Genomic DNA, 23,440 nt, shown 5'->3' on the forward strand with positions numbered 1-23,440 from the left:
GATTATCATAGCGCTTTAATATATAATTCGGCGATTTATTTTTATAAACAGTCTTTGTGAAGGATTTTATTGCTCAATGCAGTTAGTTCGCGGTATACATAACATTAAACCTGAAGATTTTGGTTGCGTGCTGACCATAGGTAATTTTGATGGCGTTCACAAAGGTCATCAACGGGTAATTTCTGCATTAGTGACTAAGGCTAAAGCACTTAATTGTGTTGCCGCAGTGTTAGTGTTTGAGCCGCAACCGCAAGAGCTTTTTGCACCAGAAAAGGCTCCAGCAAGGCTTTGCCGCTTACGTGATAAATATGCTTTGTTAGCAGAATTAGGAGTTGAACGTCTAATTTGTGTGAATTTCAACCTTAAGTTTGCTAACCAAAGCGCCGAGCGCTTTATTGAAAATCTATTAGTTGAAAAGCTTGGTATTAAGCATTTAATCGTGGGTGATGATTTTCATTTTGGTAAAAATCGTACTGGCGACTTCGCTATGTTGTTGGACGCTGGAAAAACCTTTGGTTTTGATGTTACCGACACCGCAAGTTGTAAAATGGCAAATTGCCGAGTGAGTAGTACGGCGATCAGAGCCGCGCTAACACAAGACAACTTAGCTGAAGTTGAAGCTATGCTTGGCAGACCTTATTCAATTATAGGCAAGGTTTTTCATGGTGATAAGCGTGGCCGTGAACTTGGGTTTCCAACGGCGAATGTTTTGTTAAAGCGGCAAAATTCACCGTTAGAAGGGGTATTTGCGGTCAAAGTAAATACCAGTAAAGGTATTTTTAATGGTGTTGCGAATATAGGTGCTAGACCTACCATTAATGGTGTAAGGCAGCAATTAGAAGTCCATATATTTAATTTTAATGACAATATTTATAGCCAATGTATAGAAGTGGTCATTAAGAAAAAACTTCGTAATGTCATGAAGTTTGAGAGCTTAGTAGCGTTAACAGCGCAAATTAAGTTAGATAGCGAACAAGCACAACAAGTATTAAAGCATGTTAAATAAGTAGGTTAGACGGCATAAGTTAGCCAGTGTAGATTGGTCAACGTATGTTAGTTAATTGTCTGACAATTTGAACAAATTAAACAACCGGATAATGATTTTAATGAGTGATTACAAACAAACCTTAAACTTGCCTGCCACATCTTTTGCGATGAAAGGTAATATGGCAAACCGTGAACCTAATATGCTCAAAGAATGGGCGGCTAAAGATTTGTACGGCAAAATTCGTGCAGCGAAAAAAGGTAAAAAATCATTTATTCTCCATGATGGCCCTCCTTACGCGAATGGTAGTATTCACCTAGGTCATGCGGTAAATAAAATATTAAAAGATATTATTGTTAAATCAAAAACGTTGTCAGACTTTAATTCGCCTTATGTGCCGGGTTGGGACTGTCACGGTTTACCCATTGAATTAATGGTTGAGAAAAAAGTAGGCAAACCAGGTCATAAAGTGACGGCTGCACAATTTCGTCAAAAATGTCGCGACTATGCTATTAAGCAAGTTGATGGCCAGCGAGAAGATTTTAAACGTTTAGGGATTTTTGCTGACTGGGAAAATCCATATTTAACGATGGATTATAATACTGAAGCGAATATTATCCGTGCTTTAGGAAAAATTGCTGATAACGGGCATTTACAACAAGGCTTTAAGCCAGTGCACTGGTGTACTGATTGTGGCTCTGCTTTGGCTGAAGCTGAAGTTGAATACAAAGATAAACATTCACCTGCCATTGATGTGAAATTTGATATTAATGACGAAACGGTTGCTGATAGATTCTCACACCCTGAAAATCATAGTGGTGAAGGGCAAATAGGCATGGTTATCTGGACAACCACACCTTGGACACTTCCAGCAAACCGCGCAGTTTCAGTTAACCCTGAGGTAGAATATACCTTGGTACAGTGTGAAACACTACCTAATGGTGAAACAGGTCAGTTACGCCTAGTGATCGCGTCTGATTTAGTCGCGTCGTGCATGGACAGATTTGGTATTGAAAAATACTATGCGTTAGGTTTTTGTAAAGGCAGTGAATTAGAGTTAGTTCAATTACAACACCCTTTTTATGATTTTACTGTACCAGTTATTTTGGGCGAACATGTTACTACAGATTCAGGTACGGGTTGTGTTCATACAGCGCCAGGACACGGTGTTGACGATTTCGTGGTTGGTAAAGAATATAATTTAGAAGTGGCGAATCCGGTAGGTGCTAATGGTGTTTACCTTGAAGATACACCATTATTTGCTGGCCAGCATGTGTTTAAAGCTAATGACAGTGTGGTTGAGGTTCTAAAAGAAAAAGGTGCATTAATGCATCATCACGCTTTTGAACATTCATACCCGCACTGCTGGCGTCACAAAACGCCTATTATCTTCCGTGCTACCCCTCAATGGTTTATCTCTATGGATAACAAAGGGCTACGTGAAGAATCACTAAAAGAAATTGAAAAAACTCAATGGATCCCTGATTGGGGGCAAAGCCGTATTGAGAAAATGGTTGAAGGACGACCAGATTGGTGCATTTCACGCCAACGTACTTGGGGTGTACCAATTGCGTTATTTATTCATAAAGACACGGGTGCATTACATCCACGCAGTATCCAACTGATTGAAGATGTTGCCAAGCGTGTTGAAAAAGAAGGTATTCAAGCTTGGTTTGACTTAGAAGCAAGTGAACTTATTGGTGATGATGCTGTTGACTTTATTAAAGTACCTGACACCTTAGATGTGTGGTTTGATTCAGGGACTACCCATTACTCTGTCATTAATGCCAGAGAAGAGTTTGACTCTATTGCTGATTTGTACCTAGAGGGCTCAGATCAACACCGTGGTTGGTTTATGTCATCTATGATGTCATCGGTTGCTATGACAGGTAAAGCACCTTATAAACAAGTATTGACTCATGGTTTTACTGTAGATGTTAATGGTCATAAAATGTCTAAATCATTAGGTAATGTGGTAACGCCTGCAAGTATTACTAATAATTTAGGTGCTGACATTTTACGTTTATGGACAGCGTCAGTGAACTATACGCAAGAAATTACCGTTTCAGATGAAATATTTAAGCGCCAAGCCGATGCTTATCGTCGTATTCGTAATACATCACGCTTTTTACTAGCCAACTTAAATGGTTTTGAGCCTGCGCAGCACTCTGTTGCTTTTGAAGACATGGTTGCCTTAGATCGCTGGGTAGTTGATAAAGCTGCGCGTTTACAAGAAGAAATTGTTAATGCTTACAATGAATATGAGTTTCATGTTGTAGTGCATAAGTTAATGAATTTCTGTACTACCGAGTTGGGTGGATTCTACTTAGATATAATTAAAGATAGACAATACACGGCTAAAGCTGATTCAAATGCACGTCGTTCATGTCAAACAGCCATGTATTTAATCGCTGAAGCGATGACCGCTTGGATGGCACCTATTTTATCATTTACCGCGCAGGAAATTTGGCAAGCACTGCCAACACCGGCAACAGGTGAACGTGATGAGTTTGTCTTTACAGGGGTTTGGTTTGATGGCTTAGCCACAATGCCAACAGATACTGTTTTAGGCAATGATTACTGGAGCGAATTGTTATTAGTGCGCACTGAAGTTAACCGTGCACTAGAGCTTGCTCGTAAAGAAAAAACAGTTGGTAAAGCGCTTGAAGCACAAGTCACTTTATATACCACAGCTGGGTTAGCTGATAAGTTAACGCAATTAGGTGAAGAATTACGTTTTGTGCTAATTACCTCTAAAGCGAGTGTTGAAGTGGTTACTGATGCAGAGCAGGTTCCTGATACTGCAGACTCAACTGATGTTGATGGTCTATGGTTGTCAGTTTCAGCCGCCACAGGGACAAAATGTGATCGTTGTTGGCATGTAACTGAAGATGTGGGAGCCAATGAAGCACATCCTGAATTGTGTGGTCGTTGTGTGACTAATGTTGATGGTGACGGTGAGCAAAGAAAGTATGCTTAAATAACTTTGAACAATAGCTATTTGTTATTGATTGTTTTAAAAATTAAAAAAGAGAATTTTTATATTGAATAAGCTGTTTACAGAAACCGGTTTGCGTTGGTTGTGGTTAACGTTACTTTGCCTAATACTCGATCAAGTAACCAAGCACTGGGTTGCCGGCTCAATGAATCTAGGTGATTCAATTAATGTTTTACCTATTTTTAATATTACCTATGTCCATAACCTAGGGGCTGCATTTAGCTTTTTAGCGGATCAAGGTGGTTGGCAGCGCTGGTTTTTTACTGCCATTGCCACTATTGCGAGTATTGTGTTTACTGTTTGGTTAGCAAAAACCCCAAAGTCACAACCGTTAATAAGTATCGCTTTTGCGTTAATGCTAAGCGGTGCTGTGGGTAACCTCATAGATCGAGCTTTGTTTGGTTATGTTATTGACTTTATTCATTTTCATTGGGAAGGAAATCACTTTCCTGCTTTTAATGTTGCTGACTCAATGATTTTTATTGGTGCAGCGTTAATGATTTTAGATTCATTTATCAATAACGAAAATAGCAGTCAACCTAGTGCCGATTAAGCATGCAGGTTGGAATTTATTCCAACAAAGCGTTAATAATACAGAAGATAAAAAAATGACTACCGATAAAAAAATTCAAGCAGATTCAAGTGTACTGGTTCATATCACTATGAAGTTAAGTGATGGCTCTGCTGCAGACAGTACCAAAGTTAATAATAAACCCGCTAAAATCATCATGGGCGACCAAAGTGTTTCAGCGGCTTTTGAAGCACAACTGTTAGGTATGACTCAAGGAGACAGTAAAGAGTTTACCTTAGCCGCTGTTGACGCATTTGGTGAGTCAAACCCTGACAACATTCATTATATGGATATCGACAAGTTTACTGCTGAAGTACCCGCAAAAGTTGGTAATATCATTACTTTTTCACAGCCCGGTGGTGAATTGCCAGGTATGATAAAAGAAGTGAATGGAAATTCTGTAACAATAGACTTTAACCATCCACTTGCTGGTCAGCCAGTAACGTTTGTGATTGATTTAGTAGAAATACTGTAAATGTGGGTTGGATTTTAATTCGACAATTACAACATTATTTAATCGATAATAATTGAAATGTGTTTTATCAGAAGCAGTTTTGACCGACAGAGAATATTATGGAAATTATCTTAGCAAACCCGCGTGGGTTTTGCGCTGGTGTTGACCGTGCGATTAGCATTGTTGACCGAGCCTTAGACTTATTTGGTGCGCCTATCTATGTGCGTCATGAAGTTGTACATAACAAGTTTGTAGTTGATGGCCTTAAAAATCGCGGCGCTATTTTTGTTGAAGAACTAGACGAAGTACCAGACGATAGTACGGTGATTTTTAGTGCTCATGGTGTGTCAAAAGCAGTTCGCAATGAAGCCAAAAAGCGTGCTTTAAAAGTTTTTGATGCTACTTGCCCACTCGTTACCAAGGTGCATATGGAAGTGGCACGTGTGAGCCGTAAAAATTCTGAATGCGTACTTATTGGTCACGCAGGCCATCCCGAAGTTGAAGGAACTATGGGGCAATATGACAGCGAGACAGCCGGAATATACTTGGTTGAATCAGCCGAAGATGTCTCAAAGCTAAATGTGAAAGATCCTGCTAAGTTATACTATTGTAGTCAAACCACCTTATCAGTTGATGATACCTCAGATGTCATTGATGCCTTAAAAGTAAAATTCCCATTAATTAAAGGGCCGCGTAAAGACGATATTTGTTATGCAACGCAAAACAGGCAAGATGCGGTACGCGCAATTGCAAGTCAAGTTGACCTACTGCTAGTTGTTGGTGCCAAAAATAGCTCGAACTCTAATCGACTACGAGAAGTCTCAGAAAAAGTAGGAACGACATCTTATTTAATTGATACCGCAGACAATATTGAAACATCATGGCTTCAAGGTATTAATAAAATAGGGGTTACTGCCGGTGCCTCAGCCCCTGCTATTTTAGTAAAACAAGTGATAGAAGCATTAAAAGACTTGGGTGGTCAAGAGGTTAATGAATATCCTGGCAGAGAAGAAAATATTGTATTTGCAGTTCCGGCAGAATTGAGCTAATCTTAACCTTGCTTATAATTTAATCGATATTTGCAGGGTGCTGCAAAGATATATACAAGCACCAAGGTAAGCGCCGAGGGTACTAAATAGTAGGATTTAAATATATCCTGTTGATATGACCCTAGGTTGGCAAAGTAAGTATGTTTAAAGGAAGGATACGACAAATAAGGATATGGGTTAATGCAGTTCACATTAGTGATTTTTAGCACATATAAGTTTACACTGGAGTCGGTAGCAAGTGCAAAATCGGCTCGTTATGCTCTTATGCCTAAAATTAATGCAGCCTTTAACCCTGCTATGTTAAATTTTAATAACTCATTAATTGAAGGTTTATTAGAATTTAAAAAAAGTATTACATTTAACAATATTGTTTTATTAAAAGAACTTTTTTTCACATCCCCCCAACTGAAAATCACTCTTTTCAAAACTGTTCTAGTACAGTTTATGCTAATTACTTGTTTTTGTTATTCAAAAATAGGTATTATGGTAAATCTATTTAATAAAGAGAAAGGCTATGTCTCTAAATACTCTTCATAAAGCGAGAAAGCAAAAAGGTATGACTTTTATCGAAGTTCTTATCGCTTTGGTCATAATGGTTACTGGCATATTAGGTGCTGTGGCGATGCAAGCTACAGCTAAAAAAGGCAGCTTTGATGCGATGCAGCGGTCATTGGCATCAAGTTTAGCCCAAGATATTATTGAACGCATGCGGGGTAATGATAGTACCGCGCTAGCACTATATGCTGCAAGTAGCCCTTATGGTTCTGGAAAAATTGCCGCATCGCCTGTTTGTAATTCAGGTGCAGCTTTATGTACACCTGCTAATATGGTTACCCACGACCTTTTTGGTTGGGAACAAGCGTTAATGGGGGCTGGGTCTCAAAACAGCGCTGGTGATAAGGTCGGTGGGTTGGACGGAGTTGTTGGCTGCATAACGGTAAACGGTAACGCGGTTACAGTTGTTGTTACATGGACAGGCAAAGCGAAATTTAAAGATGCTAAAAAGGTTGATGCTTGTGGTGTAAGCAGTAATACGCGTCGGCAAGTGGTTGTCGATGCTTATATATTATAATCAGCTAGAAAATAAGCCTAAGTTGAGATTTTAGCAAATGAAAATAAAAACGAAATATAATAAGCATAATGTTAGCGCTTATCAGCAAACCCAATTAAAAATTAAGCGCCAGCAAGGTTTTAGCTTGCTTGAAATCTTTGTTGCTCTAGCTATTGGGCTAGTCATTTTTGCTGGCGTGTTAAGCGTGTTTGTCGGTATGAAAAGCACAGTGAGTGAAACATCACATTACGGCGAATTACAAGAAAATGGTCGATTTGCTATAAGTGTATTAAGTGATGATTTACTAAGGCAAAATTTTTGGGGCGATTATACTGGCTCAATTACGTTGGCAAATATCAACCCGGTACCTGCTGCGCCCGTTGGTGAATGTGTTGGTGGGGGAGTTAATAATGGTACCTTTCCCCTTGCTACAGGTAGTTTTAGAACACTGTGGGCTGATACAGTAACTAACGCCAGCATATTATCGGGTTGTGTTACAGATGCAAAAAAAAAGTCAGACGTATTACAAATTAAACGTGTTGTGTCTACACCTGAGGCATTAGTTGCAGGGGCTGCGGCACCAGCGGGTAATTATTATTTTATGAGTAACATGGACAATGGAACCCTTTTTGCTGCAGGTACGGTACCTGATGTGAAAAATGGTCGAGTCTGGGAATATCAACATCACATTTATTATGTTAGAGATGAAGCCGTTGGTAGTGATACTGTACCGGTATTAATGCAAGGAAGATTAGCAAGCAACCTATCTTTTGCTCCTATTATTGATGGAATTGAAATGGTTCGCTTTGAATTTGGTATCGATATGGATACAGACCCAACTGCCGCGGGTTATGGCATTGTTGACGCCTATGTCCCTACGGGGAGCATGACTAATGCGTTATGGGATAATCAATTAAGCCGAATAATATCAGTAAAAATCTATGTACTGGCTCGTAGCATTAAAAAAGACATTAAATATAAAAATAAAAACACCTACAGCTTAGGGGGCTTTAATTACACAGTTGATGATAACTATCGTCGTTTGCTGTTTAGCTCTACAGTGACTTTATATAACGCAAGTATAGATATGTGGAATTAACCAATGATTAATAAATATTATGCTTTAGAAAATAACTCTTTTAAAAAGTCGAAAAAACAACAAGGGGTGGTGTTAGTCGTATCCCTAGTTTTTCTTGTTGCCTTAACTGCTGTTGCTGCTGCTTTAATGCAAAATACTACATCAGATATGAAAATGGCTGGTGCAAGCAATGAAAAAGTTGTGGCAACTCAAGAAGCGATCAGTGCGGTTGATGAGTCGATAGATTATCAAGTTAATGTGCTACCAACGAATGTCTTTACTCAAGGGTTAAATATGTTGCCAGGCTATACTAGCGCTCAGCTTTTACCTTCGACAACTAAAACAGAAGCAAGTGCAAGTGCAGATGTGGTGAACAACCCTTTTTTCGAAGAATTTGCTTGCCCGAGATCGGCTGTAGGTACTTCGGTAGGGATAATAGAATGTAACTTCTTACAATTACAGATTCAGCGCCCTTATGGTAGAAAAAACACTAGCAATGTAGTGATCGATACTAATATTGCTCAACAATTGTTAACAAATAATTAAATTATTACTTAAGTGAATAGCTAGACAAGTAGGTTTAGGAGGAATGATGAAAAAATATATATTAGTGACACTATTATGGGCATGGAGCAGTTTGGTTTTAAGTGATGATATTGATTTATATGTGAAAAACACATCCGCCACAGTACAGCGGCCCAGTGTATTGATTATATTAGATAATTCCGGTTCTATGGGAAATGTAAATAGCTCAGGAAGTAAAGCTAATGAAGCAAGAAAAATTATTGTTGATTTGGTCAATGATAACGGTGATATAGATTTTGCTTTACAGCTTTTTAATAGAAACACAACGAGTAGTAACGATGGAGGTCGTATTGTTTTTGGTTTTAAGGATTTAAGTATTGCAGCAAATAAAAAAGATTTATTAGATTTACTCGATACTGATACTAACAATACAAACAATAATTTTACCATCCTTAAAGGGTCTCACACACCTTTGTCAGAAGCGCTCTATGAAACATATCGATACTTTTCAGGTAAATCGGTTTTTTATGGAAAGGAAAACGACCAATCACTACCAATACCTCCTAGCATTATTACAACAGGAAATTACACTAGCCCATTTGCCGGTATTTCCTGTAATAAAGAAATTACCGTTATTTATATTACCGATGGCTCCCCAACCAGAGATAGTGCCGCAAATGGCGATATTAAAAGTCTAACAGGTGCAAGCGACAGTGACGCTGAAGGTGGGAATTTTTTAAATGTATTAGGTCAATGGATGGGAACGAAGAACTGGTTAACCTTTGCTGATATTGATGATACTCCAGAAAATAATGTGCTAGCTTCTGTAAAAATACATACCGTTGGTTTTGGTAGTGTCACCTCAAATACTGGTGTTGTTAAATTACTAAAACTTACAGCTCGAGACGGTGAACCTCTTGTTAAAAAGGCAGGTTATCATTCTATGCCCGCCGGCGGGAAATATCATAAAGCGACCACAGCTGCGGCTTTAAAAGTTGCCTTAGCAGAAGTAATTGAGCAAGTAAGAGATACCAGTACCTTAACCTCTGCTTCCGTATCTGCTAATAGCTTTGATCGTACTCAAACTTTAGACTCTGTATATTATGGTTTGTTTGAACCAAGTACAGCAGCAAGATGGCAAGGTAATTTAAAAAAATATAAAATTGTTAATGGTGCTCAAGTCGATGCCAATAATAAGCCTGCGGTCAACTCGTTTGGTGAGTTTGATAAAGATGCCAAAAGTTTTTGGTCTCCAACCGTCGATGGTAACGATATAGCTAAAGGTGGTGTTGCCGAAATGCTGCGAACAAAAAGTACCGCTTCTCGAAAACTTGTGACAGATATAGAGGGTGTTGGCCTGCTAACAGAGTTTAGCCAAGCAAAAATTGCTGCTAAGTTTACTTCAGCGGCTGATTTAACAACACAATTTGGGGTGCCCCTCAGTGAAGCTACTGATATTCCAGATCACATTAAGTGGGCTAAAGGCATTGATGTCGATGACGACGACAACGACTCAAGCACTACAGATGTGAGGCCTGATGTTTTTGGTGATCCTTTGCATTCTAAGCCAATAGTGATTAATTATGGCACTGGTAACCCACGAATAGTGATAGGTACAAATTCCGGGGTACTGCACATGTTTGAAGATGATGCAGGAGCAAATACGGTCAAAGAGAATTGGGCATTTTTGCCCAAGGAGTTCTTCAAAAACATTAAACCCTTACGTCAGAATTTGATTGCTGTAAATAATAAAGTCTATGGTATAGATGGTGAGATAAGCTTATATATTAATGATATTAATAATGATGGTAAAGTTAATGGCTCAGATACCGCTTGGTTATTTTTTGGCTTGCGCAGAGGTGGCAGTAGTTATTATGCCATTGATGTAACCAACCGAGATGCACCCAAGTTAATGTGGCATAAAAGTGTTGCTGATAGTGACTTTGCTGATTTGGGGCAAACTTGGTCGAAACCTCGGATCGTTAGATCTGCGTATAATACTTCAGATTCGGACAAGCTAGTACTCGTTTTCGGTGGTGGCTATGACACCACTAAAGATGCTTCAGGTCCCAACAGCCACAATGACAGTAAAGGCGCAGCCGTTTACATTGTTAATGCTAGAACCGGTGATTTGATCAAGAAAGTACCAACAGGTGCAAAAAATGGTATTGCATCAAGCATAGCGACCTTAGATAGTGATAATGATGCTTTGGTTGACCGTATGTATGTTGGCGATACCGGAGGCAATGTTTGGAGAATTGATATGCCGGACAACACTCCAGCTAACACTTCCATTATTAAACTTGCTAGCTTAGGCGGCGTAACTGACTTAGATGATCATCGATTTTTTAATCAACCATCAATAGTTCGAACCTATATTCTTGAAACCATTGATACAGGCACTACAACAACGCCTAATATCATTAAACAACAAGTGCCTTATGACGCAATATTATTAGGAAGTGGCGACAGGTCTACGCCAACAGCGACAGACACTGAAGATATGTTCTTTATGATTAAGGATAAATTTATTAAAACACAGCGGCTTGATACACTTACCCCTAGCGTCAGCGCGGTGACCTTGAGCGATCTTTATGATTATACCGATGATCCCTTTAAAGGTTACCCTACACTAACAGCAGCGCAAGAGGGTAAGTTGGTTGATGCTAGTTTAAAATCGGGTTGGTATTATAAATTAGAGCAAGCAGGTGAAAAAAATACTGCTGAAGCCATTGTAATTAACAATGTCGTCTATTTTACCAGTTATACTCCTGCAGTAGGACAATCATGTTCAGTGACTCCTGGGGATGCTTGGTTGTATGCAGTAGATTTAGCCTTGGGAATTAAAAAGTATAATTGGAATGTTGAAGCCGACAGTCGAGGCGATAGGATTAAGCATATCGGCAGTCAGTTTCTTGGTAAACCAACACTAATTTCTACACCTGTTACGGATGCCACCACAGGCGAAACCCACTTACAAGGGGACTTAATTGTTGGTAAAGAAGTGCTTCCTGTTGGCTTTACTTTACAAACAATGAGAACATCTTTAACAATTCAAGAAGATTAAGCGCCAAGAAAGTAAGAGAAAATAGTGGTTATGAATAAACTAGAGGTAAAGTAAATGAATAAAACTAACGGTAGTCAATTAAACCCTCTTGCTAGCGCGCTTAATAAAAAGCCACTGGGTTTCACTTTAATAGAGGTACTCATTACGGTGGCCATTATTGGTATTATAGCGTCAGTTGCTTACCCGTCTTACTTAGACTCTGTGCTTCGCTCTAACCGTAGCGAAGCACAGCGTGAATTAATGCGTTATGCTAACTTACAGGAACAGGTGTATATTGATAGCCGCGCTTATGCTGTAGATATGAAAGGTTTAGGAGCGAGTACAGAAACAATAAAAACAGAATCAAAAAATTATGTCATTAAAGTTATTGCACAAACTGCAACAACCTTTACTTTAAGAGCTAAAGCCAAGTTAGTACAAGTAAAAGATACTGGGTGTTTAAATCTAACCATTAATGAGCTTGGTGAGAAAAAACCTGCTATATGTTGGCAAAAATAAAGCTAGAAACACTTTAATTACAATACTCTGCTTTGATGAGTATGTGTAGAAAAAATGCTATACTGATGTTATTTCATGTATTTGATATATATTTTAAATGCCATCAGCGCCAGTTTAGCTTAACAAAATGGGCTAAGTAGTACAGGTTATCTCACTGCCATTTCTATCTTCATCTTTGTTATCATTATCAGTATCAGATGTTGCATAACTTCTGCCTGAAACAGAAAGATCAATCCCTCTCGAGCTATTTGGCTGACCTTTGGGGCAGTATTTGAATGTTCGATTAAGATTTGGCGAAACCATCCTGCCACTGGGGGAAAATATAACACTGGTGTCTGCAAACTCTAATTTATCACCTGTTTCAATCTTCTCTTTAATTTTTACTAATTCATCAGCCCCAGTAAACGATTTGCCATTTGCTACAGTATTAGTATCATTGGTAAAAACACTTATTTTTCGGTGCCATTTTTTTTTGCAAACACCACCAACAAGTGGGCATACTGTAGTAAATTTTCCGGTGTTGATAGCTGTATTTCTTGCGGTTAATAATAACCGCTGCATTTCACTGATTTCATTATCAACACGCATTTTTACTAATAAATCATTCATACTTGGTAATGCAATTGCTGACAGTATTGACACTACTGCAATAGCAACCATTAACTCAATAAGTGAAAAACCATTGTTAGGTAAAGGTGAGGAACCAAGCGACGAAGAATTTGAAAAAGTGTTATCCATAATAAACTCAATAAATACTGCTAGAGATAAACTATTTATACCACTTTATTGCTAAATTCGCTAGTGTTCGTTTTTTGACCGCTGAAATTAATTTATTTGTGATTAATCACAAGTGATTTTTTTACTGCTTCTGTTTTCATCTATCCCATCATTATTATTGTCACTTGATTGATAAATTCTACCCGAGCGAGCGATAATAATACCTCTTGATTTGTTTTTATGATCTTTTGGGCAATAACGAAAAGTTCCATTTGCTAAACCACTGAGTTGCCCGGTTGGTTTGAAGGTTATTTTATTTCGGCGTTTACCATAAACAAGTTCATCGCCTTTGTGTATTTCAGCCCGAATTATGATTAGCTGCTCTGTTGCATCAAAGGCTTTATTTTGGTTGGCGTCAATAAATACACTAAGTTCGCGCTGCCACTCTTCCGTGCATTTCAGGGTGTTATTTAACGGGCAAATAATCGCATTTTGTCCACTATTAATGGCAGCGTTTCGGGTAATAAGGAGTAGACGGTGCAATTGAGATATTTCGTTATCAACACGTAGCTGTACAATAAAATCATTAAAGTTTGGTATCGCAATGGCTAATAGTATTGAAGTAATAGCAACTGATATCATTAATTCAATTAAGGTAAAGCCTGCAGATACACGAAGGCTAGTAAGGTTAAGCATATAAAATCCATTTTAAATAACTTCCATAAAATAGGTATAGTTAAAAAAAATGGATTATGCCAATAAAAAAACTAAATAACTTTTAACGGTAAATTAATCATAAATTGTTGGGATAGGCTGGCGCTTGTGCTGTGTTTTTTTATAAATATTGATAATGTGAGCACTGATTTGAGAGGATACGTTTTTGCCTTCAAGAAAGTCATCAAGTTGATCGTAACTAATACCTAAGGCATCTTCATCAGTTTTGCCAGGTGCTAAATCTTCTAAGTCAGCGGTTGGTGCTTTTTTTACTAGAATGTCAGGTGCACCTAAGTGCTGGGCTAACATCCTAACTTGTCTTTTTGACAGGCCAAACAGTGGTGCTAAATCACAGGCGCCATCACCCCATTTGGTGAAAAAGCCGGTAATATTTTCAGCACTGTGATCTGTACCCAAGACTAAAGCGCCTAGTATGCCAGCAATATGATACTGAGAAACCATGCGAGCCCTTGCTTTTACATTACCTTTAGAAAAATCAATTTGGCCGCTTGAGGCTGATAATAAATTTGCATCAGATAGTGCGGTAACAACTTGCTGGTGAATTCCGTCTACACCATCAAGCACGTTCGTGGTTAAGCAGTGACTCGGTTGAATAAAGCTTAACGCTTGCTGAGCATCATCTTCATCGGCTTGAACACCATAGGGAAGCCTAACCGCAATAAATTGATATAAATGAGCTTCTGGGCTACTTAGCGTTTGGTTTAACTCAGTAACTGCAAGTTGAGCTAAGCGTCCACAGGTTGATGAGTCAACTCCTCCACTGATACCAAGTACTAATGTTTTCAAGCCAGCACTTTGTAAAGTAGTTTTTATAAACTCTATACGACGACGAATTTCAAACCTAACGTCAATTTCAGGTAAAACTTTCATTTCATTTATAATGGTTTGCTGATCCATATAGCGTCCTAAGTGAATATTTTTTAAAAAAGATAGTTTATCAAAATTAAAGCGTGATTTGGTAATAAACGCGTTGTAATATTAAGAGAATATACTGAGTGCTAATATAGAGGGATAAAATGAAAAAAATTGAAGCGATTATTAAACCATTTAAATTGGACGATGTAAGGGAAGCATTAGGCGAAATTGGCGTCACCGGTATGACCGTCTCTGAAGTGAAAGGTTTTGGCAGACAAAAAGGCCATACTGAGCTTTATCGTGGTGCTGAATATATGGTGGACTTTTTACCTAAAGTCAAATTAGAAATAGTGATTGCCGATGAAGACTTAGAACGTTGTGTAAATGCTATTTTAGAAACGGCACAAACTGGGAAAATAGGTGACGGTAAAGTATTCATTACTGACATTGAACGTGTCATTCGGATCAGAACAGGTGAAGAGAATAACGAAGCCATATAGAAAATGGGCAGGTTAGACGTGTTATACGTACTAACTACAAGCTTATATGTTCGAGCGATTTGTTTCGAGTAACGAAGGCAGAGTATTATTATACTGTTGTCGAAACTCGAAACATTTCTGACTTTTGCTAATTCACTAATGGGTTAGTAGGATAATTTGCCGCTAATACTTGCAAAGCATTTTTCTTTAAATCATCCAAGCCAAGTTTGCTGTAGCATTCAATCATAATTTCTAACGCTGGCTCTATTTCAGGGCTAGGTGTGAAATATTCAATAATATACCTACCTCTATTTGCGGCAGAAGCGTAAGCTTCACGCTCTAAGTAAAACTTTGCTACGGCAAGCTCATACTTTGCTAGGCGAGATTTTATTTCAATCATTCGCTTACGGGAATCAGCGGCATATTTGCTGTTAGGGTATTGAGTAAGAATGCGTTTAAAATCATTAAATGCATCATGGGCGGCGGTTGGATCTCGATCACTACGATCGATACCTGCCATATCTTGGAATAAATTCTCTTCAGTCGATAAATTTATTAAAGCACGCATATAGTAAACGTAATCACTATTAGGGTTCTCTGGGTTTAGACGCAGAAAGCGATCTGCTAGTGCTATACCTTGCGCCGAATCACCCACTTTATAATAGGCATAAATCAAATCCAATTGTACTTGATGAGAAATTGGGCCAAAAGGGAAGCGAGAATCAATCGCGCTGAGAATTTGGATAGCCTTTTGATATAAACCATTATCAAGAGAAGTACGGGCATCAGCAAATAGTGATTGTGCCGATTTATCCGGTACTTTATTTATTTCAGCTTCACTGTTACCTGAAGACGAACAGCCCGTTATAGTTAGAGCTAAGGAGATAAACAGTATTTTTGTGGTCAATTTTTCCATGGAATTTAGAGTTACGCCTTTATTTGAAATTAAATAAGTATGAAACCCTTTCATAAAAAGGGTAAAATAGAACTATTATACCTAGTGCATACTTGAGTATTAGCATTCTAACCTAGCAATCATAAGTTGCACAACGTTAAAAATTTAAAGAGAGTTTAATGTCTGAAATAATTCAACATAAAGATACCGTTCCTGATTCATGTTTAGGTAAACGCTTAGACCAAACAATTGCAATAATGTTCCCGGACTATTCGCGTTCTAGATTAAAAGATTGGATTTTATCAGGCGCAGTTAAGGTTAATGGTGATGTATTAACCCGTGCCCGAGAAAAAATGTATGGCGGTGAAATTATCACCATTAACGCCGAAGTTGAAGCAGAGCACCGCTTTGTTGCACAAGATATCAAATTAGACATAGTGTATGAAGATGACGATATTCTTGTTATTAATAAACCTGCCGGTTTAGTTGTTCACCCCGGTGCAGGAAATCCTGATGGCACAGTGTTAAATGCCTTACTACATCATTTTCCTGCGATAGAAGTAGTTCCGCGAGCAGGTATTGTTCATCGTTTAGATAAAGACACCACTGGCTTGATGGTAGTTGCTAAAACAATTGCAGCGCAAACAAACCTAGTTGAAGCGTTGCAGTTAAGAGAAATTACCCGCGAATATGAAGCCATCGCAAATGGCATCATGATTGCCGGTGGCGTAGTTGATGAGCCAATTGGTCGTCATGCAACCAAACGCACACATATGGCGATTTCTTTTTCTGGTAGACCTTCAGTTACTCATTACCGGGTGCTAGAAAAGTATCGTTTGCATACACGTTTGCGTTTGCGCCTAGAAACAGGCAGAACTCATCAAATTCGTGTACATATGGCTCACATTACTCACCCATTGGTAGGCGATCCTGTTTATGGTGGTAGACCGCGTCCACCAAAAAATTCTACCCCAGAGTTACTGACAAAATTACGTAGTTTTAAGCGCCAAGCACTACATGCTGCTATGCTGTCTTTATATCACCCAAGAACGGGTGAGCTAATGACTTGGCACGCAGATTTGCCGGATGATTTTGTTGAGTTAGTTGAATTATTGCAAGCAGATACAAAACTAAATGGTACAACAGAGTATTAATTATAATAAAAGTATCATACACAATGCAGCCATTGAACCAGTGCAATGGCTGGCACCCACATCTGCATCAGAAAAAAAGCTAGCACAGCAGGTGTTAGCTTTTCAAACAACCCGTATTTCTCCAAATGTTGAAAGTCAGCACCATTCAAAGCCCTATCAAACGTTTAATTTAGGTTTACATGTTGGGGATTGTCCTCAAAAGGTACAAAATAATCGTCGGCAGCTACAAAAACTATTACCAGAAAATGCAAAAATACAATGGCTTGAGCAAGTACATAGCAGTGACGTTATTGAAGTAAAGCAAGTATCAGAAACCGCGTTGGTTGCCGATGCTACAGTGACCCAAAGCAAAAATACTTGCTTAGCAATTATGACCGCTGATTGTTTACCTATTTTGTTAGTGTCACAATCAGGCAATGAAATTGCGGCCATTCATGGTGGATGGCGACCGTTAGCAGCCAATATTATTGCAAATACTCTCGCTAAAATGAAAACCCCGAATGCAGAGGTTTACGCTTGGCTTGGCCCTTGTATCGCTAAAAATGCATTTGAAGTCGGTGCAGAGGTAAAATTTGAATTTACACAACAAGGCAATGAATTTAATACCGCTTTTACCACAAAAGGTAAGGGGAAATACTTAGCCGATTTACATCAAATTGCACGATTACAGCTGGAAAATTTAGGTATTACTCACATAAGTGCCTTGCCAGAATGTACATTTTCAAACACTCAAAAGTACTATTCCTATCGGAAAAACTCAGTAACAGGGCGCATGGCTACATTGATCTGTATTCGTTAATGTCTCTGATGATACTTACAAAATAATAGAATATTCTCCATTGAAAAAAGCATAATTAGGCCTAATGTAATAAGTAAGTCATTCATAAGTCCAGTAATATGGCAGGAGAATATTTATGCGTTTAGATCGATTTACTCAATCATTTCAAGAATCCATCGCTGATGCTCAATCACTCGCTCTAGGGCGTGATCATCAATTCATCGAACCGATCCATCTTATGATGGCGCTGTTAAATCAAAACGGCAATTCAGTTATTCCACTATTAAAAAGTGCGGGAGTTGATGTTCGGACCTTAAGAACCAAAGTTGAGCAAGCACTACAATCCTTAGCAAAAGTTGAAGGGGCAGATGGAGATGTTCAACTTTCTAGTGCATCGGGCAAGTTATTTAACTTATGTGATAAACATGCACAAAAAATGTCTGATAAATTTATTTCTTCAGAAATGTTTTTGCTAGCAGCACTTGAAGATAAAGGCGCTTTAGGCACAATATTGAAGGAGCTAGGAGCAAATGAAGACAGGATAAAAGCGGCAATAGAGCATGTGCGTGGTGGCCAAAATGTTGATGACCCAAATGCTGAAGATGTTCGACAAGCCTTACAAAAGTATACAGTAGATTTAACTGAACGTGCTGAGCAAGGTAAGTTAGACCCAGTCATTGGCCGTGATGATGAAATCCGCCGAACCTTGCAAGTATTACAACGAAGAACCAAAAATAATCCGGTTTTAATTGGTCAACCGGGTGTGGGTAAAACCGCAATTGTTGAAGGGTTGGCGCAGCGCATTGTTGATCTTGAAGTGCCAGAAGGTTTAAAAAACAAGCGCGTCTTATCTTTAGATATGGGCGCTTTGATTGCCGGTGCTAAATATCGAGGGGAATTTGAAGAGCGTTTAAAAGCCGTTTTAAATGAGTTGGCTAAAGAAGAAGGCCAAGTTATTTTATTCATCGACGAGCTTCACACTATGGTGGGTGCCGGAAAAACAGATGGTGCTATGGATGCGGGTAATATGTTAAAACCTGCATTAGCGCGTGGTGACTTACATTGTGTTGGCGCGACCACCTTGGATGAATATCGCCAATATATTGAAAAAGATGCAGCGTTAGAACGACGTTTTCAAAAGGTTTTAGTTGATGAACCCAGTGTTGAAGATACTATTGCTATATTACGGGGTTTGAAGGAGCGTTATGAGTTGCATCATAATGTCAATATAACAGATCCTGCTATTGTTGCTGCCGCTTCGTTGTCTCACCGTTATATCAGCGATCGACAATTGCCTGATAAAGCTATTGATTTAATTGATGAGGCAGCTTCGAGTATACGCCTGCAAATGGACTCTAAACCTGAAGATTTAGATCGACTTGAGCGTCGATTAATACAATTGAAATTAGAGCAAAAAGCGCTAGAAAAGGATTCCGATGATGCCACAATAAAACGTTTGGCAAATATTTCAGAGCAAATTAATGATAAGCAAAAAGAGTATGATGAATTAGATGAGCTGTGGACTACAGAAAAAGCAGCGCTTTATGGCACTCAAACTATTAAAGAAGAATTAGACCAAGCTAGAATTGAATTAGAAGCAGCTCGGCGTGCAGGTGATCTTAACCGCATGTCTGAGTTGCAGTACGGTAAATTACCTGAACTTGAAAAACAACTTGATCTTGCAAGCCAAGCTGAAATGCAAGAAATGAGTTTGTTGGCAAATAAAGTGACTGAGGTTGAAATTGCTGATGTCTTGAGCCGTGCAACGGGGATCCCTGTTTCGAAAATGCTTGAGCAAGAACGGGATAAGTTACTCAACATGGAAGCACAATTACACCAACGTGTTATTGGTCAAGCAGAAGCGGTATCTTCGGTCTCTAATGCTATTAGACGCTCGCGTGCAGGTTTAGCTGATCCCAACCAACCAATAGGCTCATTTTTGTTTTTAGGGCCTACAGGGGTGGGGAAAACTGAGCTGACCAAGGCTTTAGCTTATTTTCTTTTTGACAGTGAAGAGTCATTAATCCGTATTGATATGTCAGAATTTATGGAAAAACACTCGGTTGCTCGTTTAGTCGGTGCGCCTCCAGGGTATGTTGGCTATGAAGAAGGAGGCTATTTAACAGAGGCTGTTCGCCGTAAACCATACTCGGTCATTTTATTAGACGAAGTCGAAAAAGCGCATAGTGATGTCTTTAATATTTTATTGCAAGTATTAGATGATGGGCGTTTAACTGATGGTCAGGGCAGGACAGTAGACTTTAAAAATACAGTCATTATTATGACCTCAAATATCGGCTCAGATATTATTCAACAGTTTGGTGATGATAGCCAGTATCAACAAATGAAGGCGCAAGTGATGAATGAAGTTAGTCATCATTTTAAACCTGAATTTATAAACCGAATTGATGAGTCTGTGGTGTTCCATCCTTTAGTAGCAACACAAATTGCTGAAATTGCAAAAATTCAGATCCAAACGCTATCTGAGCGCTTAACAGAGCAAGAGTTAAGTTTATCGGTTAGCCCTGAGGCATTGGCATTAATTTCAGCAGCTGGATTTGACCCGATTTTTGGAGCAAGGCCTTTAAAACGTGCGATACAACAGCAAATCGAAAATCCGTTATCGCAAAAATTATTGGCGGGTAATTATGTTAGAGGTAGTACGATTGAACTCAGTGAAGACAATGGTACGTTAGTGTTTAACTAAGGATAACCAAAGGTGTATTTATTATAAGGCTCTCGATTGTAAAAAATTGAGAGCCTTTTTGTTTATTTTTTATCGTTTTCTTTTTGACAATACAGCTCAATATGTTTTTTACTCAAGGCAAGCTTTTCTTTTTTCTCTTTTGCGGTCATCGCTCGGTCTTTACCATCAGCATCAGTAAACATTACCTCGTCGAATGAGTCCAATGTGGTGACATTATATTTTGCCGCCTTGCAGTTCTTGTCAGCAATTTCTTTATTTTTAGCAATAACTTCAGCTTGCTCTTGCTCGTATTGAGATATCTGCTGGTCAATGTTTGCTGACTTCCCCGTCTCCGCCAAAGCCTTACCTTTGGATGTAAAAGAAGAAAATGTTGTTAACTCAGTATAGTTAGTGCCTTTAGGTAGGTTTTGGCTAAAATGGACAACATTGTTCTCATCAACCCAGCGGTAGATTGCAGTTTCTTTTGCTATGACATTGATACTGAAAATGACAGCTGACCATAATACGATGATGGCTGGATAGCTAAAATTCATGGTTATTCCTTGGCGGCTTAATAGTTATTAAAGGTAATATAATAATAATATTTCAACTTAGGGTAAATTCGCTGCATATTCAATTGTTTTTTGTTATTTTTCATAAAAAATACGCGAAAGTAATCATCCTCAAAACTAGTGATTATAACTAAATAGTGTGTCCCAATACTGGTCTAAGTCCTGTTTTGCTTGAGTTAAAGGCACAGCGTGATAACAGTTTTGCACTACTCTGACTAATTTCATCCGCTCAAGCTTAGCTAAGGCATCAGAAATTTCAAAATCTAATAAGCAGTGATATTGGTCGTTAAACCAAGCTTCAATTTTATCATCAAGTTGTGTGGCCGTTAGTCCTGATGCTGAATTAAGTAAAAAGGTATAGGCTAATAGAGCTTCTTTATAGTCTTCTTCCTCAGCAGCATCTATCAAAGTATGAAATACGCCGGCATTATTGTCTAAGTTTTTAAAATAAAGATTATCCGATAGTGCTTTCATAAATTTGATCTTTCGATTCTTGAATTTACTCCATTCCTTAAAGATAAAACTGCCAAAAATTCCTACTCCCAAGCCAAACGATATAATATGCTGTTGTGTCATTTCTACTTCGTCTGAACGTATGCCTAGCCAGAAAGCAAATAATGCCGCAAGCAGTAAAATTGAAGCACCTAGTTTGGTTATTAATACAACAGCACCACCAACCACCGCTGACGCACCAATAATGACTTTGTCAATGGGGCGCATTCTTACTTCACTGTTAGGGAATAGCATTTCTAAATCGGCTTTTGGCACATTTTGGAATAGTTTTACAATGGTAGAACTTGGTTCAAAACCTAGCGGTTGTTTTTGTTTTTTTTCAAAATGAGCTTTATCTTTAAAGGTGATATAGACCGCAACCCTATCATAGTTGGTAAAGTGGAGTGTTTGCTTGCGAAGTCCCCAAAAGGAGGTGATAGTTTCACTCAGCTGTGATTCACCACGACGATAAAAAACAACTTGCTCAAAATCATCAAACTCTACTTCAAGCCGTACTTTAAACAATGACTCTTCAGTTAATGCCTCTTGTAGATCTTGCTCTGTTATTTTTTCAAAATTAGCGGCGTTTAAAATGTTGGCAAAATTGTCCGCAAAGTCAGTTTGACATTGCTCACGTTGGGGTAATGTTAAATGCTTTAATACACGGGTATCAGCATTAGGGTCAAATGGAGCATAGTTGTTTTTCAACGTCTCAAGCTTTTCGTGGTAATCATAATGAATGACACTAGAGAGTAGTTGACAGAACTGTTGAAATGACTCAACAGCGGCTTTGTCAGTCAAGACTTGGCAACACATTTCAATAACATCTTGCTTTCTAAAGGGAATAAATCGTTCTACGGCCATAATAAAGTATTACTTCAAGGGTTATAATCAGAATTTACGGGAGTTAATGCCACAGCGAAATAAAAAGTGGTCACTGCAATGCTGTTGCATACTCCCTTTGTAGAGGGCTTAAAATATTTATGTTCTGCTTTTATCGTTAATGTTTTCCAAACACTTGCTTAAGTAGTTCAGTTGTTCTTTTTTCTGGGTTATTACGAATGGCGGCTTCTTCTTTCGCTAAATAGGCAAACATCCCTGCCATTGCTTCATCCTTAACAAGCGCTATCAAATTATTACTCACATCGGGTACAAAAGGTAAAGATTGATATTTTGACATGATATTGTCATATAGCTTAAGTGCCTCAACCTTCTCTAAATTCTGTTTTATAATGGGCTCTAATGCTTGCGCGATTGGCTCAGACATTTGTGTTTTAAAGTATTGAGTGGCAGCATCGTTTTTTCCTAGGTAGATTGCTTGAATATCTTTAAGGGTTAAATTATTGATTGCCGTTTGTAAAATAGGGCCGGCGGCAGGAATGGCTTGCTCTGCTGCTTGATTTAGTTTTGTTTCAAGATCATCCGTCCATTGTCCTAAGCCTATTTTATCTAACACATTTCCCACCCGAGCTAAAGAAGGAGGTAAATTAATATGTAAATTAGCATTGTTGGTAAAAGCGCCATTTTGTTGCAATGCGTTGATCACTGATTCTGAACCCACCGACAAAGCTTGTTTGAGCGCTTTGGCAACTTGCTCATCATTTAAAGCTGATTGAGCGATTTGTTCATTATCACCGAGTAATTTTTTAACTTGCTCCCACCAATTTGCTTGGGCATTTAATGGTGTTATTGTCAAAATAGTACTCATCGAGATGATTAAGGTGATTAGATAGTGTTTACTGTTATGCATAATTAAAGTCTTCTGTGTTAGTGTTCTTTTTTCTAAGGACAGGTGTGAATT

The 23,440-nt window shown here is 38.5% G+C and carries 22 protein-coding genes; 15 read left to right on the forward strand and 7 right to left on the reverse strand.

Annotation, left to right across the window (positions count from 1 at the left end):
- Window positions 1–76 precede the first annotated feature (76 nt).
- The 11 genes from ribF to ABXG98_RS01445 all read left to right on the forward strand — a co-directional run bounded on the left by ribF (window position 77) and on the right by ABXG98_RS01445 (window position 12,276).
- Window positions 77–1,006 carry a bifunctional riboflavin kinase/FAD synthetase gene (gene ribF, locus ABXG98_RS01395; protein WP_353536892.1) on the forward strand — a complete coding sequence of 310 codons (930 nt, stop codon included), beginning with the start codon at window positions 77–79 and terminating at the stop codon, window positions 1,004–1,006.
- 100 nt (window positions 1,007–1,106) lie between these two features.
- The gene (gene ileS / locus ABXG98_RS01400) at window positions 1,107–3,965 is read left to right on the forward strand and encodes an isoleucine--tRNA ligase (RefSeq protein ID WP_353536893.1); all 2,859 of its coding nucleotides are present in this window, start codon (window positions 1,107–1,109) and stop codon (window positions 3,963–3,965) included.
- A gap of 64 nt (window positions 3,966–4,029) precedes the next feature.
- Window positions 4,030–4,536, forward strand: coding sequence for a signal peptidase II (gene lspA / locus ABXG98_RS01405; protein WP_353536894.1), 507 nt, complete (start codon window positions 4,030–4,032; stop codon window positions 4,534–4,536).
- Between the two features lie 55 nt (window positions 4,537–4,591).
- Window positions 4,592–5,029: an FKBP-type peptidyl-prolyl cis-trans isomerase gene (gene fkpB, locus ABXG98_RS01410; RefSeq protein WP_353537447.1), complete on the forward strand. Its 438-nt coding sequence runs from the start codon at window positions 4,592–4,594 to the stop codon at window positions 5,027–5,029.
- 98 nt (window positions 5,030–5,127) lie between these two features.
- The gene (gene ispH, locus ABXG98_RS01415) at window positions 5,128–6,057 is read left to right on the forward strand and encodes a 4-hydroxy-3-methylbut-2-enyl diphosphate reductase (protein ID WP_353536895.1); all 930 of its coding nucleotides are present in this window, start codon (window positions 5,128–5,130) and stop codon (window positions 6,055–6,057) included.
- 180 nt (window positions 6,058–6,237) lie between these two features.
- Complete coding sequence (locus ABXG98_RS01420; protein ID WP_353536896.1) at window positions 6,238–6,594, forward strand: hypothetical protein; 357 nt, start codon at window positions 6,238–6,240, stop codon at window positions 6,592–6,594.
- Window positions 6,572–7,129, forward strand: coding sequence for a type IV pilus modification protein PilV (gene pilV, locus ABXG98_RS01425; protein ID WP_353536897.1), 558 nt, complete (start codon window positions 6,572–6,574; stop codon window positions 7,127–7,129). Before ABXG98_RS01420 ends, pilV begins: the two co-directional genes overlap by 23 nt.
- Before the next feature lie 37 nt (window positions 7,130–7,166).
- The gene (locus ABXG98_RS01430) at window positions 7,167–8,207 is read left to right on the forward strand and encodes a PilW family protein (RefSeq protein ID WP_353536898.1); all 1,041 of its coding nucleotides are present in this window, start codon (window positions 7,167–7,169) and stop codon (window positions 8,205–8,207) included.
- Window positions 8,208–8,210: 3 nt separating this feature from the next.
- Window positions 8,211–8,732: a PilX N-terminal domain-containing pilus assembly protein gene (locus ABXG98_RS01435; protein ID WP_353536899.1), complete on the forward strand. Its 522-nt coding sequence runs from the start codon at window positions 8,211–8,213 to the stop codon at window positions 8,730–8,732.
- 46 nt (window positions 8,733–8,778) lie between these two features.
- Window positions 8,779–11,778 (forward strand): pilus assembly protein, encoded by a 3,000-nt coding sequence (locus ABXG98_RS01440; protein ID WP_353536900.1) that lies wholly within the window; start codon window positions 8,779–8,781, stop codon window positions 11,776–11,778.
- Between the two features lie 54 nt (window positions 11,779–11,832).
- Window positions 11,833–12,276, forward strand: a complete 444-nt coding sequence (locus ABXG98_RS01445; protein ID WP_353536901.1) for a type IV pilin protein — start codon at window positions 11,833–11,835, stop codon at window positions 12,274–12,276.
- Between the two features lie 132 nt (window positions 12,277–12,408).
- On the opposite strand, the gene ABXG98_RS01450 is transcribed toward ABXG98_RS01445, so the two are convergent.
- From ABXG98_RS01450 to nadE, 3 genes are all read right to left on the reverse strand, one after another.
- Window positions 12,409–13,014 carry a GspH/FimT family pseudopilin gene (locus ABXG98_RS01450; protein WP_353536902.1) on the reverse strand — a complete coding sequence of 202 codons (606 nt, stop codon included), beginning with the start codon at window positions 13,012–13,014 and terminating at the stop codon, window positions 12,409–12,411.
- A gap of 102 nt (window positions 13,015–13,116) precedes the next feature.
- Window positions 13,117–13,689: a GspH/FimT family pseudopilin gene (locus tag ABXG98_RS01455; RefSeq protein ID WP_353536903.1), complete on the reverse strand. Its 573-nt coding sequence runs from the start codon at window positions 13,687–13,689 to the stop codon at window positions 13,117–13,119.
- Window positions 13,690–13,782: 93 nt separating this feature from the next.
- Complete coding sequence (gene nadE, locus ABXG98_RS01460) at window positions 13,783–14,625, reverse strand: NAD(+) synthase (RefSeq protein WP_353536904.1); 843 nt, start codon at window positions 14,623–14,625, stop codon at window positions 13,783–13,785.
- A 119-nt stretch (window positions 14,626–14,744) separates the two neighbouring features.
- Between nadE and glnB the strand changes: the two genes are divergently transcribed.
- The gene (gene glnB / locus ABXG98_RS01465; RefSeq protein ID WP_353536905.1) at window positions 14,745–15,083 is read left to right on the forward strand and encodes a nitrogen regulatory protein P-II; all 339 of its coding nucleotides are present in this window, start codon (window positions 14,745–14,747) and stop codon (window positions 15,081–15,083) included.
- A 127-nt stretch (window positions 15,084–15,210) separates the two neighbouring features.
- Here glnB and ABXG98_RS01470 read toward each other — a convergent pair whose 3' ends face one another.
- A complete protein-coding gene (locus tag ABXG98_RS01470; RefSeq protein WP_353536906.1) occupies window positions 15,211–15,978 on the reverse strand; it encodes an outer membrane protein assembly factor BamD in 768 nt (255 codons plus the stop codon).
- A 158-nt stretch (window positions 15,979–16,136) separates the two neighbouring features.
- Here ABXG98_RS01470 and rluD point away from each other — a divergent pair, with 158 nt between their 5' ends.
- From rluD to clpB, 3 genes are all read left to right on the forward strand, one after another.
- Window positions 16,137–17,111, forward strand: a complete 975-nt coding sequence (rluD, locus tag ABXG98_RS01475) for a 23S rRNA pseudouridine(1911/1915/1917) synthase RluD (protein ID WP_353536907.1) — start codon at window positions 16,137–16,139, stop codon at window positions 17,109–17,111.
- Window positions 17,092–17,910, forward strand: coding sequence for a peptidoglycan editing factor PgeF (pgeF, locus tag ABXG98_RS01480; RefSeq protein WP_353536908.1), 819 nt, complete (start codon window positions 17,092–17,094; stop codon window positions 17,908–17,910). The genes rluD and pgeF overlap by 20 nt, the downstream gene beginning before the upstream one ends.
- A 115-nt stretch (window positions 17,911–18,025) precedes the next feature.
- Window positions 18,026–20,596, forward strand: coding sequence for an ATP-dependent chaperone ClpB (gene clpB, locus ABXG98_RS01485; protein WP_353536909.1), 2,571 nt, complete (start codon window positions 18,026–18,028; stop codon window positions 20,594–20,596).
- A gap of 62 nt (window positions 20,597–20,658) precedes the next feature.
- Here the strand turns inward: clpB and ABXG98_RS01490 are convergent, their stop codons facing one another.
- From ABXG98_RS01490 to ABXG98_RS01500, 3 genes are all read right to left on the reverse strand, one after another.
- The gene (locus ABXG98_RS01490) at window positions 20,659–21,129 is read right to left on the reverse strand and encodes a DUF4124 domain-containing protein (RefSeq protein ID WP_353536910.1); all 471 of its coding nucleotides are present in this window, start codon (window positions 21,127–21,129) and stop codon (window positions 20,659–20,661) included.
- 135 nt (window positions 21,130–21,264) lie between these two features.
- A complete protein-coding gene (locus ABXG98_RS01495) occupies window positions 21,265–22,503 on the reverse strand; it encodes a TMEM143 family protein (RefSeq protein WP_353536911.1) in 1,239 nt (412 codons plus the stop codon).
- A 136-nt stretch (window positions 22,504–22,639) separates the two neighbouring features.
- Window positions 22,640–23,389, reverse strand: coding sequence for a DUF4197 domain-containing protein (locus tag ABXG98_RS01500; RefSeq protein WP_353536912.1), 750 nt, complete (start codon window positions 23,387–23,389; stop codon window positions 22,640–22,642).
- Window positions 23,390–23,440 lie beyond the last annotated feature (51 nt).

It is taken from the genome of Colwellia sp. KU-HH00111, from assembly GCF_040362745.1.
Taxonomy (GTDB): Bacteria; Pseudomonadota; Gammaproteobacteria; order Enterobacterales; family Alteromonadaceae; genus Colwellia.